A 12835-nucleotide genomic window follows, 5' to 3' on the forward strand; every position below is an offset into this window, starting at 1 on the left:
TTGGTCGGCCTTGAGCATCCGGAACAGCCCAAGGTCGATCGTGTCGTGTTCAACCTCGCGGGATATATGCGGGATGATCTTCTGCGGTCATGACGGGGAAGGGTGCTTCCGCCCTGGCGAGAAGCCCTGTCACTGCTTGGAAAGTAGCCCTCTTGAAAACCGCTGCCTCTGACTACGGGCGGCCGTGAGGGGCTGCGGTCGCTAGCCGGGTTTGGTGTCCTTCAGGTAGTGCTGCCTGGTCCAGCCCGGATCGTGCACTGCGCGGCTGGCGCCGTGGCGCCGCCGGTATCGCGCTGTCCAGCCCGGACTTGCGGACCGTCTCGACCAGCGGCACCGATCCGGCCTGCGTGACCACACCTCGGCCACCACCTTCGACGCGGACACGCGGGCAGGCGACATATGTTCGTGACGACCTCCAGGAGACGGCGGCGCGCTCGACGGCGTTCGGGCCTTGCCGACAAGGGAAAGAACGTCTGGTTCCGCAGCCGTATCCGTAGGCCGACGAGACATCCGCCTGGGCCAACCCCGCGTACCTGTACGCGGCGCGCCACCGCTTCACGAGGGGCTTGTCAGTTCCAGCGGGCGCCAAAAGGCAAAGGCAAGGAGATCTCCCTCCCTGCCACTATCAAGGTATAGCGCACTGGGGGGCTTGCGGCAAGACCCGGGTCGTGGCGCAAAATCGTCGGCCGAGGCCACAATCTGCAGAAATGAGGGCACGACGTGCATGTGTTGTTGTCGACGTATGGGGGACGCGGTCACGTCGAGCAGTACGTGTTGGATCTTCAAGAGGTTGACGAGACGCAGGTTGCGGTCGTTGGCGGCAAGGGCGCGCACCTGGGCGGGCTGTCGCGGATCGAAGGCATCCGCGTGCCGGGTGGCTTTTGCGTGACGACGGACGCCTTCCGGCGGATCATGGCGGAAGCACCGTCGATCGACGATCGGCTCGATGAGCTGTCGCGTTTGAACCCGGACGACCGGGAGGCGATCGGCACGCTCAGCGCGCAGATTCGCCGGACCATCGAAGGGATTGCCATCCCTGGCGATCTCGCGGCGGCGATCACCCGCGCGCTCGCCCAGCTCAGCGAGCAAGCCGCCTACGCCGTCCGATCCAGCGCGACGGCAGAGGACCTGCCGACGGCATCCTTCGCCGGCCAGCAGGACACCTACCTGAACGTCGTGGGGCCGACGGCGATCCTCCAGCATGTCAGACGGTGCTGGGCATCACTGTTCACCGAGCGGGCCGTGACCTACCGCCAGCGGAACGGCATCGACCACCGTACGGTCCACATGGCCGTGGTCGTGCAGCAGATGGTCTTCCCGCATGCGGCCGGCATCCTGTTCACGGCCGACCCTGTCACGGGCAATCGGAAGGTCGCCACCGTGGACGCCGGCTTCGGCCTCGGCGAGGCCCTGGTCTCCGGCCTGGTGAACCCGGACGTCTACAAGGTGCGACACGGCGAAGTCGTCGCCAAGGCGATCGCCGCCAAACAGCGTGCCGTGCACGCCCTGCCGGCCGGCGGTACACAGGAAGTGGCGATCGACTCGCAGCGGCAGGAGCAGCCGGCGCTGACGGATGCGCAGGTCGTGCGGCTCGTGCGGCTCGGGCGGCGGATCGAAGCGCACTTCGGTCACCCGCAGGACATCGAATGGTGCCTGGTCGATGATGGCTTCCAGATCGTTCAGAGCCGGCCGATCACCACGCTGTTCCCCATCCCCATCCCCGAGACCGACGACCAGGAGAATCACGTCTACGTCTCCGTTGGTCATGGGCAGATGATGACCGATCCCATGAAGCCCCTGGGGCTCTCCGTGTGGCGGCTGACGGCCATGGTGCCGATGTGCGAGGCCGGCGGGAGGCTGTTCGTCGACGTCACCCGGCGTCTGGCCTCGCCCGCGAGCCGCGCCGGCCTCCTGGACGCCATGGGGAGAGGCGATCCGCTGATCAGGGACGCTCTGGAGACCGTCCTCGACCGCGACGATTTCGTCCCGTCGCTCCCGGACGCGGGTCCCGGCGGGCCGCCGGCCAGCGGTGCGTCCACCCCGATCGAGACCGATCCGGCCATCGTCACCGAGCTGATCGAGCGCAGCCAGGCATCCGTCGCCGCCCTGGAGCGCGACATCCGGACGAAGACCGGACCGGCGCTGTTCGACTTCCTGCTGGAGGCATTCGAGGAGCACAAGCGAGTCCTCAGTGATCCGCTGAACCTTCAGGCGATCATGGCGGGGATGGAGGCCACGTGGTGGCTCAACGACAAGCTGCAGGAGTGGCTGGGCGAGAAGAACGCCGCTGACACGCTGACGCTGTCCGCCCCCGACAACGTCACCTCGGAGATGGGACTGGCGCTGCTCGACGTCGCGGACGTGATCCGCCCGCAGCCGGAGGTGGTGGCGTTCCTGCAGGGCGTCGAGGACGAGGGCTTCCTGGACGAGCTGGCGAAGCTCGCGGGCGGGACCGAAGCGCGCGACGCCATAGAGGCCTACCTCGACCGGTACGGCATGCGCTGCGTCGGCGAGATCGACATCACGAGGCCACGTTGGCGCGAGCGCCCCACCACGCTCGTGCCCGTGATCCTCGACAACGTCAGGAACTTCGAGCCGGGCGCCGCCGAGCGGCGCTTCGAGCAAGGGCGGCAGAGGGCGCAGAAGAAGGAACAGGACGTGCTGTCACGCTTGCGGGCCCTGCCGGACGGGGACCGGAAAGCCGACGAGGCCAAGCGGATGATCGATCAGGTCAGAACCTTCATCGGGTACCGGGAGTACCCGAAGTACGGCATCATCAGCCGCTACTTCGTCTACAAGCAGGCCCTGCTGGAGGAGGCCGAGCGCCTCGTGCAGGCCAACGTGCTTGCTGAGAAGGAGGACATCTTCTACCTCACGTTCCAGGAACTTCACGACGTCGTGCGCTCGAAGCGGGTGGATGACCAGCTCATCCAGCAGCGCAAGGACGCGTTCCGGTCCTACCACGCGCTCACACCGCCCCGGGTGCTCACATCGGACGGTGAGGCCGTCACCGGGGCGTACCGGCGCGACGACGTGCCGACCGGCGCCCTGATCGGCCTACCGGTTTCCGCCGGGACCATTGAGGGAAGGGCCCGCGTCATCCTTGACATGGCGCAGGCCGATCTCGAGGCGGGCGACATCCTGGTCACGACCTTCACCGACCCCAGCTGGTCGCCGCTGTTCGTCGGAATCGCGGGCCTGGTGACGGAGGTGGGCGGCCTGATGACCCATGGCGCAGTGATCGCCCGGGAGTACGGCTTGCCGGCCGTCGTGGGCGTGCAGCAGGCCACCCGGCTGATCCGGGACGGGCAGCGGATCCGCGTGCACGGAACCGACGGGTACGTCGAGATCCTGCCCTGACCGACCACACCGAGAAGCCTGAGTCGTACAGGGCGAGGCGCCCGGCCATATGGCCGATGAGGGCGCGTTGACAGTCCTCCACGGCGTCACCTTCTCGATCTCCCGGTCATTATGTCGGTGGCCGGCCGGCGCGGGATACACGCGAGGTGATCTTTATTGCGCGAGCACGAAGGAGGTGTTCTCGCCCTGACAGAAGGCCCTGTCGATGTTTGGAACGCAGCCCTCCTGAAAACCGCCGATCGGCGGCTGATCATGCTGTCCGGTTCCATGGCGAGCCGATCGGCCGGCTCGCGGGTGTAGCGTCTGGGCAAGCGAGTCGATCATGAAGGATGCCTGCTGTCGGAGCTGCGAGGTGCACAGTTGGACATGTCCCAAAGTGAGCGTGTCGGCAGATACAGCGAGGTGGCGAGTGCGCTGGCGTTGCGCGGTGAGACGTCGAGGCCGTCGTGCGGTACTGGGACGGGTCGTCGGCGGTACGGCGACGCCTGCACGCCCTCGCGCGGGCCTCGGCCGGCATCGTGCTGTTCCAGGAGTTCATCCCGTACAACCTCGATGACTGGCTCGCCGCCCGGCTCGCCGCCGGCCAGGACGCCGCGGTAGCGGCATGCGCCATGGTCGAGTCGTGCCTGCCGGCCGATGTGGCGTTCATGAACGACCATGGGTTGATGCACTTCGACGCCCACTTCGGCAACATCCTCACCGATGGCCGGCGTCTGTACATCGCCGACTTCGGGCTGGCGACCTCCCCTCGATTCGACCTGTCCGCACAGGAGATCGGATTCCTGAAGCGCAACGGGACCCATGACATGGGTTACGCGCTGATGCGGCTGGTCAACTGGCTCGTCACCAACGTCTGCGGGGTGGCGGCGCCACGAGAGGGCGGCCCGGTACGGCGCAACGAGTACATCCGTGCGTGCGCGGCCGGTGCGGTCCCCGCCGGTGCTCCGCCGGCCGTCACCGCAGTGCTCCGGCGGTACGCACCCGCTGCGGCGGCCATGAACGACTTCTACTGGGACCTGTTCGGCGTCGATCGGGCAACGCCGTACCCGGGCGAGAAGGTCGAACGCGTCCTGAGCGCGATGCGCTGATCCGCAAAGGACCAGCGCATCTCAACACCCCGTCCGAAGTCCTCCGCACGGATGGACGGACGGCCCGACCGGTGTCCGCTTTCAGCGGGTAGTCCTGGGTCCGCCGGTTGCGCGGATCCAGCTCACCCGCGTCGAACGGCAGCACCCTCTGGCTGCGGACCGCCTCAGCGGCCACGGATGTCGGGGCCGGGCGGGCGCGGTCGTCGGCGCGGGTTGGGGAGCCCCTACACGTCGTCCCAGGCCATCGAGCTCATCCTCCAGCCGGCGGGTGTCCGGACGAACTGGGTGGTCTTGCGGCCGGAGCCCTCGAACCACTCGCCGTCGAGGAAACCGGACTTGCGGTAGTCGCTGAACCGGTGCGCGATCGACCCGAAGATCTCGGTCCGCTCGGCGACTTCCCATTCGGAGAACTCGGTCAGCGTCCCATCGGTGAGGATCTTCTCCCGAGGCGCGACGAACGCGTCGAGGTCGTAGATCACGGGTTCGGCTCCGACATTCTTGATGATCATTCCTTGCGGAATGAACACCTCACGGACAACCCCGACGTTCGGCGGGCTGCCGCCGGTGTTGGTGAACGCACCGAGGAAGGTGCGCATCAGCTGGTCGAGCTCGGCCTTGACGTCGGACACGGATACTCCTCCTGGGGGTGGAACGCCTCGCGTCTGATCGTCACCTACCGCCACAGTGTCGGCAAGTCCGGCCTACGCGGCCCACCGCACAACTGCCGGCAGGACCGTCAGACGGTCATCGCGCCGGCGGGTGCCCTACCCGGTCAGCTACAACTCGCGGTCCGCGGGCGTGCAGCTCAGCAGGTACGCGGTCGCCAGGAAGCAGGTGATCTTCGGCGACGTCAGCGGATACCGGGACAACGTCCAGGTCACCGCGTTCGGCTACGGCCCGGAGTTCTGCAACCTGTTCGCCCCCTGGGAGCCGTACTCGACGTCCGTGAGGATCCGATACGTCACCTGCTACAACGGCGCCGTCCAGGTCGACCACCCGGCGATGATCACGTACATGGCCCGCTAACGCGAATCCCCCTCCGCTTCCTCGGCGACGCGCTTGATACTCGCCAACCGCCGATCCCAGTCGGCTGCGAGCGCGGCCATCCACCGCGCCGTCGCGTCCAGCGCCGCGGGCCGCACCGCGTACCGCACCTCGCGGCCGACCCGGCTGCCGGAGACCAGCCCGGCGGCGTCCAGGACGGCGAGGTGCTTGACCACCGCCTGCCGCGAGACGGGAAGTCGTCCGGCGAGCGTCGTCGCGGTGGCCTCGCCCTGTGCGGCGAGCAGATCAAGCAGCTGACGTCGCGTCGGGTCGGCCAGCGCGACGAGGACGCTGTCGGCCGCCTCGACGGCGCCGCCACGTTCGTCCGTCACGCGGATGACTGTTCGGCGCGCGTCCCGAGCGTGTCGAGCACCTGGGGCCAGCCGCCGGCGTTGTCCTTCACCGCCTGGCGGCGCAGCTCCTCGGTCCCGGCCAGCGCCGCGAACCCGCTTTCGACGACGCGGAGCCGCGTCTTGTCGCCTTCCGGGGTCAGCGTGAACTCCACGAGGGTGCTGTTGTCCTCGCGCAGCTCCTCTCCGGGGAACGCGCTGGCCCAGCGGTAGGCCACGTACGTCGGCGGCTCAACCCTTTCCACCCGCACCGGGAAGTCGCCGTACTCGGCGTTCTTCGCCACCGTCGACTCGCCTTCTTCGGCCACGGTGCCGGGCGGGCTCGCCTGGTCGGCTACCCAGAACCCGGGTTCGGTCACCAGCGACCAGACCCGCTCCAGGGATGCCGCGATCAGGGTTTCGCGTTCGATTCGATCTTCACTCATGAGAGGCTCCTCCGCCGTCGTCATTTGGTGCAACTATAGAGTTGCATATCGACCTTTCATGTGCAACTTGAGGGTTGCACTGAAACCGGCGGGGCGCGGCGCCCCGCCATGGACCTCTCCATCAAGATCGACCTCTTGTTGCACACAGATTGCAAATGCATTCACCTTGCAGAAGGTGTCCGGGGTCAGTACTGTGATCTTGTGTCCAGAGTCTTCACGGTGGTCCAAGCTTCTCCAGAGGACGGGGATGTGGTGGGTGAGATCCACGCAGAGTCCTGGAGAGCCGCCTACGCCCCCTTCTTCGCCCCGGAGTTCTTCGCTGAAGCGGTGCGGCGGCGGCGCGGCAGGTGGCGCGGCGTGCTCGCCGAGGACAAGGGCACCGCCATGCTCGCCGCGTCGGACGGAAGACCGCTGGCCTTCTCCTACTTCGGCTCCTCGCCGACGCGGCTGGAGTCGGCGGAGATCTTCGGCTTCTACGGTCACCCGGACGGCTGGGGGAGCGGTGTCGCGAATGCCCTGGTGACCGCTTCCCTGCACAGGATCCGCGAGAAAGGCTTCAGGCGGGTCCATCTGTGGACGCTACGTGACACGCCTCAGTCGCGCCGCTTCTACGCCAAGAGCGGCTTCGTGGAGTCGGGTGCGGCCCGCGGCCACGACTTCGGTGACGGCAACCTCATCGAGCAGGTCGAGTACGAGCTGATCTTTCGCTGATCCGGCCCTCGTGCGGCACCGGGGCGCCGGGCGGACCGAGCCGCGGCTGCGCCCAGGCCCATGCCGTCACCGTTGACGCGTCGTCGTGCTCGAACCGAACCGTTCGCCGAGGTCGCGTGCGAGCCGCAGGGCGTGCGCGTACTCACTCTCACTACGGTCGGTCTGCCCGGCGAGTGCGGGAACGCTGGACGCCAGGGTCAGGCTGGTGGTGATCACGGTGACGGCCATCCCCATCTCCTCCCCCAGAATCAGCTCCAGGACAGGAGTCGCGTGGTCGCGCCCCTCGTTCACCGTTCCACTGTCGTAGTCGCCGCCCCGGCTGGTGACCAGCACCGCTGGTCGACCGGTGAGAGGGGCGCCTGAGATCGCCGACGGTGCCGTCTGTCCCGGGACGTGAACATGGTCGAGCCAGGCTTTGAGGCTGGAGGGCAGCGAATAGTTGTACAGGGGGAAGCCGAGCAGGAGCACGTCCGCCCCCAGCAGTTCGGCGATGAGACGCTGCTGGAGGTCCTCGGCGGCCGGTTCCGGGCTCGCGTCCGCCGACCGCAGGCGTGCCGCCCAGTGCAGGCTCGCATCGGCCAGGTGCGGCAGCGGGTCGGCGTGCAGGTCGCGGTGGACCACCGTGTTGCCCGGTTCGGCGTCACGAAAGGCCGAGGCGAAAGCCGCGGTGATGGCCCGTGACCGCGACGTCGAGCGGTCGGCCGAGGAATCCAGATGAAGCAGCGTCGACATGTCGGCAGTCCTTCCCGGCGCCAAGGCGAGGCGTACGGCGACCGGTGAAGATCATAGCCAACGGGCCCGATCTCCTCCGTCGGCGACCACCCCGATCACCTCGCCGGGGGCGCGGCGGTGGGTGGTGCCGATCGGGGCCGATCAGGGCCGGTCGGCACCGCCGGGCGCCCGGACCGGTGAAGCGCGGCGCGAGCCGGTGGCCGGGCGCGGCCTCAGGTGAGCGTGCCGGCATCGACGTGGTAGAGCGCGCTCAAGAGCGGCCAGGTCAGGGTGGCCATCTCGGCCGGTGACCGCGGGCATCCGCGCTGGAGCCAGTCGGCGGCCACACCGATGAGCGCCCCCGCGGTGAACACCGCCGGGACGTCGTGCGGGGTGTCCGGCGGCGAGCCGGCGCGCTCCGGGAGATCGTCGCCGGAAACGGCCTGGTGTATGTGGTCATGGACGGCCGCGGCGATGCGGCGGCGGATGTGGTCGACGAGGCGTGCGCTGCCCTGCGGCCCCAGCAGGGCGCGGTAGAGCCCGGCATGCTGGGCGAGGCTGGTGAAGAACGCCTCCAGCGACTGGGTCGCCTCCGGCGCCGGATCGGCCGAATCGGGGCCGGGGGCGGGCAGGGACCCGATCAAGCCGTCGATCATCGCGGTGCAGGCGGTCTCGGCCAGCTCGTGGACGTCCCGGTAGTGGTCGTAGAAGGTCGAGCGGCTCACTCCGGCGCGTTCGGCGACGTCGGCGATGCTGATCCGGGACAGGTCCTGCTCCTCGACGAGCTGGATCAGCGCGCTTGCCAGGGCCGCGTGGGTGCGGCGCACGCGCCGGTCGCCCGATGGGGGAGTGCTGTCTCTGATCGTGGCCACGCCCCTCAGCCTACCGTCAAGCTACATATGCAGGATTTCCTACACGTGTAGGGTAACCTCGCTGAGAAGGGATGATCGAGAGGAGCGAGCCGTATGCGGATACGTGTAGGCCGGACCGCAGCCCTCCACCTGAGCGACACCCCGTGACCTCGCTCGGGAGCATCCTGACCGTCGGGGCGCCGGCCTCCGGTCTGAGCGCGGCGGAGGCGTCGCGGCGCAGCACCGATCAGCCGCCTGTTCGCAGGTGACCGACCATCCGTATAGAAGGAGATGCCGAATGAGCCTCAATGAGCAGGTTCTGAGCTACCCGATCCCCAACGACACGGCGCTGGAGCCGCCCGCCGAATGGGCGGAGCTGCGCGGCACCTGCCCGGTGGCACACGTGAAACTGCCCAGCGGCGACCAGGCGACGCTGCTGACCCGCTACGCGGACGTCAAGCAGGTGCTCGCCGACCCCCGCTTCACCCGTCAGCTCAACGCGCCCGACGCGGCCAGGCTGTCGGCGGAGGGAGGCGGGGTGTTCAACAGCGAGATAGCGACGATCATCCCCGACGGGGGCGAGGAGCACCAGCATTGGAGGCGCCTGGTCGGCAGGTGGTTCACCGCCAAGCGCATGGCGGCCCTGCGGCCCTCGATGACGGCGATCGCCGAGCAGCTCATCGACGACATGGTCAAGCGCGGCCAGCCCGGCGACCTCAAGGCCGGCCTGGGCTTCCCCCTGCCGGTGTACGTCATCTGCGACATGCTCGGCGTGCCGGCCGCGGACCGGGACCGGTTCTCCTACTGGTCCGACACCCTGCTCAACCTCACCCGCTACACCCAGGCCGAGATCGAGGCCGCCCAGGGCGAGTTCTTCCAGTACATGTCCGACCACCTCGCCGCCAAGCGGGCCGAGCCGGGCGAGGACCTGCTGAGTGAGCTGATCGCGGTCGGCGGTCCCGAGGACGGCGGGCTGGCCGACATCCAGATCCTGGTCACCGGCATGGCGTTGCTGGTCGCAGGGCACGAGACCACCGCCAACATGATCGGCAAGATGGTCTCCATGCTGCTGGCCGACCGCAGCCGGTGGGAGCGGCTGCTGGCCGACCCGTCGCTGATCCGTACGGCGGTGGAGGAGACGCTGCGGCTCGACGCCAACTCCGGCTTCGGCCTGCCGCGCTACCTGCGTGAGGAGACCGAGGTCAGCGGCACGGTTCTGCCTCGGGGCACCACCGTGGTGTGCAGCATGGCCGCCGCCAACCGCGACGAGAGCGCCTTCGAGGCCGCCGCCGAGATGGACCTGAGCCGCAGCCCGAACCCGCACCTGTCCTTCGGCACCGGCGCCCACTCCTGCCTGGGGCAGGCACTGGCCCGCACCGAGCTGCAGGTCGTGCTCGAGGTACTGCTGCGCAGGCTTCCGGCCCTGGAGCTGGCCGTACCGGTGGAGGAGCTGGAGCGGGTGGAAGGGCTGGCCGTCGGCGGGCTGCGCACGGTCCCGGTCCGCTGGTGACCCGGCACCGCCACACCCGACCGACAGAGAGGAACCCCACATGAAAGTCACCGTGGACGAGGACAAGTGCTGCGGCGCCGGCCAGTGCGTGCTGATCGCGCCGGAGGTGTTCGACCAGCGTGAGGACGACGGCGTCGTCATCCTGCTCGAACCCGAGCCCGGCGCGGACCAGCACGTACTGGTCCGCGAGGCCGCCGCCGTCTGCCCCGCCGCCGCCATCGAGGTGAGCGAGGAGGCGTGAGCGTCAAGCACGCCCGTCCCGTTTGACCAGGTGGATCGCTGCGATCCCATGACAGGCATGGCGAGACGATCGAGCTCGCCAGGTCGTCTGACCGCAAGGACTGAAGCCTCCGCGCCCGGAAAAGGCGCGGCGTTGGCGGTCGTACAGGGGACCGGCGTACCCCGGCGGCGGCGACTCAACGGTCTTCCTGCCGCACCGCTCCGCTGAAGGCGGCCGGCCTCCGTTCGCCATGCCGTACGGCGTCGCGCTCGTCGACCGCTCGGAGTGCGTCTGGGCCGTGCGATCCGCGGTGCCGTGTCGCGCCCTTGACGGCGTCGGTCAGATCGATTAGACCACAGAGAGCCCGTCGATCATCCTCCAGGAGGACACCATGTCTGACAGAGCGTTGTTACGTCTCGCGATGCGTGCCGCGGTAGCCGCAGCGATGACGGGCTCGCTGGTCGCGTTCGGGGCGATGCCCGCTTCAGCGGCCACGGATGCGGCCGGAGACAGGCCGCCGAGGACGACGAAGGGGCCGTGCCACTACACGGAGACTCCGGACGAGCCGGCCGTACGCAAGGTGCCGCTGCCGCCGGACCCGCGCCGTACTCCCACCCGGCGGGTCTCCGCGGTCCTCGAGACCAACCACGGTGACATCGGGCTCACCCTCGACCCGGCCAAGGCGCCGTGTACGGTGCAGAGCTTCGTGCACCTGATCCGGCACAAGTTCTACGACGTCACCTCGTGCCACCGGATGACCGCCTACGACCGGCTGAAGGTGCTGCAGTGCGGCGATCCCGGCTTCACCGGCGAGGGCGGGCCGGGCTACCGGTACAAGGATGAGCTGCCCGTCGATCTGCCGCCGTGGCCGGGCACCCCCACCGGGGAGCGGAAGACGTACGCGCGCGGGGTACTGGCCATGGCCAATGCCGGACCGGACACCAACGGCAGCCAGTTCTTCCTGGTCTACGGTGACTCCGGGCTGTCGCCCAATTACACGATCTTCGGGACGGTCGACGCCGCGGGGCTCGCCGTCCTGGACCGCATCGCCGCCGGTGGCATCCAGCCCGCTCCGGGAGGCCCGACACCACCGGTGGACGGCAAGCCCGCCCTCCCGGTTGACATCGGCGACGCCCGGGTCGGCCGTTAGCCTCACCGGATGGGGCCACCGCGGTTCACGTCTCGCGGGAGAGCAGCACGGGCGCCAGATCGGGGCGCTTGGCGCTGCGGCCGTCGCCGGAGGATCTGCCCTGCATGCGGCGGTAGATCCACGGGCCGGCGAAGCCGGCGACCCAGCGGAACTCCGTCCCCGCGTTTCGCAGGCGGCCGCGCGGGGCGAGCGGTGCGAGCGGGGCCGACCAGGTATCGTCGCTGCCCGGGAGCCCGAGGGCGTGCGCGAAGGCCGCGGCTATCCGGGCGTGGCCCAGGGGACTGGCGTGCAGGCGGTCGACGCTCCACATCCTGGCGTCGGTGGCGAAGGCGAGCGGGAAGGTGTCGATCACGGTGACGCCATGGCGGGCCGCGGCCTCGCGGACCCGCTCGTTCAGGGCAAGCACGCGGGGGAGCAGCGGCCTGGCCAGGGGGGCGATCTTCGCGATGTCGGGAAAGGTCACCGTGAGGACGTGGGCGCCCGACGCGGTGAGCGCGGCGAACATCTCCTCCAGGCTCGCGGCGACCGCGTCGGCGTCGAAGGCGGGCCTGATCAGGTCGTTCATCCCGGCTATGACCGTGGCCAGGTCGGGCCGCAGCCGCAGCGCCGGGGCGAGCTGCTCGGCGTGGACCTGCGCGGCGAGGCGTCCCCGTACGCTCAGGTTGGCGTAGTGGACGTCCGGGGCCGCCGTGGCGAGGTGCTCGGCGAACCGGTCCGCCAGGCCGCGGTAGCCGCGGATCTCGTCGCCGTCGCCGAGGCCCTCGGTCTGGCTGTCGCCGAGCGCGACGTACCGGGTGAAAGTCCTGGCCGCCCCCTGGGGCGTCGCGCTGTAGGTCATCTGCTCTCCTCGGTGTGGCTCGCCGTGCGGGAGCGGAGCAGGGCGGCGGTGGTCAGACACCAGTCGCGCATCTCCCGCTCCAGGCGGCATCCGGCCAGGTAGGTCAGGTACGGGCCGATCCGTTCGGACGAGTGGAGGAACTCCCCCTCGTCGAGGTCGCCCCGCAGCCGCCGCATGCCCCGGTCGAACAGCGCCAGCCGGGCGGCGGCCTCGACGGCCCGCTCGTCGAGCTGGGCCAGCACGGGAGCGGGGTCGAGGTGGTCGACGGCCTGGACCTTCACCGCCAGATCGTCGCGGATGGACAGCGGCTTGGACGCGGCCGCGGCGAAGGCCGCCAGCTCGTCCAGGCCCGCCTCGGCGACCGTGAAGACCCGCTTGTTCGGCCGGTCGAGCTGGATGACCTGCCTCCCGGAGATCATCCCGGCCTTCTCCAGCTTCGCCAGCTCGGTGTAGATCTGCTGCGGTGCCGCGTACCAGAAGTTGGACACGCCCACGTCGAAGATCTTGGCGAGCTGGTAGCCGGTGTATTCCCCATCCAGCAACGCCGCCAGCACTGCATGCCGTAACGCCATAAAGC

General features: G+C 69.1%; 14 protein-coding genes. 7 read left to right on the forward strand and 7 right to left on the reverse strand.

Annotated elements, in window-relative coordinates; genetic code table 11:
* The first annotated feature begins 720 nt into the window (after positions 1-720).
* Together rph and BM085_RS03125 are read left to right on the forward strand one after the other, a co-directional pair.
* On the forward strand, positions 721-3360 hold the full coding sequence (gene rph / locus BM085_RS03120) for a rifamycin-inactivating phosphotransferase (RefSeq protein ID WP_245789088.1): 2640 nt from the start codon (positions 721-723) through the stop codon (positions 3358-3360).
* A gap of 446 nt (positions 3361-3806) precedes the next feature.
* Positions 3807-4448: a hypothetical protein gene (locus tag BM085_RS03125; protein WP_177244932.1), complete on the forward strand. Its 642-nt coding sequence runs from the start codon at positions 3807-3809 to the stop codon at positions 4446-4448.
* A gap of 224 nt (positions 4449-4672) precedes the next feature.
* On the opposite strand, the gene BM085_RS03130 is transcribed toward BM085_RS03125, so the two are convergent.
* The gene (locus tag BM085_RS03130; protein ID WP_093885508.1) at positions 4673-5077 is read right to left on the reverse strand and encodes a DUF4440 domain-containing protein; all 405 of its coding nucleotides are present in this window, start codon (positions 5075-5077) and stop codon (positions 4673-4675) included.
* Positions 5078-5207: 130 nt separating this feature from the next.
* Between BM085_RS03130 and BM085_RS03135 the strand changes: the two genes are divergently transcribed.
* Positions 5208-5474, forward strand: coding sequence for a hypothetical protein (locus BM085_RS03135; protein ID WP_093885509.1), 267 nt, complete (start codon positions 5208-5210; stop codon positions 5472-5474).
* Here the strand turns inward: BM085_RS03135 and BM085_RS03140 are convergent.
* Both BM085_RS03140 and BM085_RS03145 read right to left on the reverse strand, forming a co-directional pair.
* Complete coding sequence (locus tag BM085_RS03140) at positions 5471-5824, reverse strand: ArsR/SmtB family transcription factor (RefSeq protein WP_093885510.1); 354 nt, start codon at positions 5822-5824, stop codon at positions 5471-5473. The two genes, BM085_RS03135 and BM085_RS03140, sit on opposite strands and share 4 nt — an antisense overlap.
* Positions 5821-6267, reverse strand: coding sequence for an SRPBCC domain-containing protein (locus BM085_RS03145; protein ID WP_093885755.1), 447 nt, complete (start codon positions 6265-6267; stop codon positions 5821-5823). The genes BM085_RS03140 and BM085_RS03145 overlap by 4 nt, the downstream gene beginning before the upstream one ends.
* 252 nt (positions 6268-6519) lie before the next feature.
* Between BM085_RS03145 and BM085_RS03150 the strand changes: the two genes are divergently transcribed.
* Positions 6520-6978: a GNAT family N-acetyltransferase gene (locus tag BM085_RS03150; protein WP_245789089.1), complete on the forward strand. Its 459-nt coding sequence runs from the start codon at positions 6520-6522 to the stop codon at positions 6976-6978.
* Positions 6979-7044: 66 nt separating this feature from the next.
* On the opposite strand, the gene BM085_RS03155 is transcribed toward BM085_RS03150, so the two are convergent.
* Both BM085_RS03155 and BM085_RS03160 read right to left on the reverse strand, forming a co-directional pair.
* Entirely contained in the window at positions 7045-7710 is a 666-nt protein-coding gene (locus BM085_RS03155) for an FMN-dependent NADH-azoreductase (protein WP_093885512.1), read from the reverse strand.
* A gap of 212 nt (positions 7711-7922) precedes the next feature.
* Positions 7923-8561 carry a TetR/AcrR family transcriptional regulator gene (locus tag BM085_RS03160; RefSeq protein WP_093885513.1) on the reverse strand — a complete coding sequence of 213 codons (639 nt, stop codon included), beginning with the start codon at positions 8559-8561 and terminating at the stop codon, positions 7923-7925.
* A 277-nt stretch (positions 8562-8838) separates the two neighbouring features.
* Here BM085_RS03160 and BM085_RS03165 point away from each other — a divergent pair, with 277 nt between their 5' ends.
* The 3 genes from BM085_RS03165 to BM085_RS03175 all read left to right on the forward strand — a co-directional run bounded on the left by BM085_RS03165 (position 8839) and on the right by BM085_RS03175 (position 11420).
* On the forward strand, positions 8839-10050 hold the full coding sequence (locus BM085_RS03165; protein ID WP_093885514.1) for a cytochrome P450: 1212 nt from the start codon (positions 8839-8841) through the stop codon (positions 10048-10050).
* Positions 10051-10090: 40 nt separating this feature from the next.
* On the forward strand, positions 10091-10291 hold the full coding sequence (locus BM085_RS03170; RefSeq protein WP_093885515.1) for a ferredoxin: 201 nt from the start codon (positions 10091-10093) through the stop codon (positions 10289-10291).
* Between the two features lie 370 nt (positions 10292-10661).
* Positions 10662-11420: a peptidylprolyl isomerase gene (locus BM085_RS03175; RefSeq protein ID WP_093885516.1), complete on the forward strand. Its 759-nt coding sequence runs from the start codon at positions 10662-10664 to the stop codon at positions 11418-11420.
* Positions 11421-11445: 25 nt separating this feature from the next.
* On the opposite strand, the gene BM085_RS03180 is transcribed toward BM085_RS03175, so the two are convergent.
* Together BM085_RS03180 and BM085_RS03185 are read right to left on the reverse strand one after the other, a co-directional pair.
* Positions 11446-12258 (reverse strand): SGNH/GDSL hydrolase family protein, encoded by an 813-nt coding sequence (locus BM085_RS03180; protein WP_093885517.1) that lies wholly within the window; start codon positions 12256-12258, stop codon positions 11446-11448.
* Complete coding sequence (locus tag BM085_RS03185; RefSeq protein ID WP_093885518.1) at positions 12255-12830, reverse strand: PadR family transcriptional regulator; 576 nt, start codon at positions 12828-12830, stop codon at positions 12255-12257. Before BM085_RS03185 ends, BM085_RS03180 begins: the two co-directional genes overlap by 4 nt.
* Positions 12831-12835: the final 5 nt, after the last annotated feature.

Origin of the sequence: Streptosporangium canum, assembly GCF_900113865.1 — a bacterium.
GTDB lineage: Bacteria > Actinomycetota > Actinomycetes > Streptosporangiales > Streptosporangiaceae > Streptosporangium > Streptosporangium canum.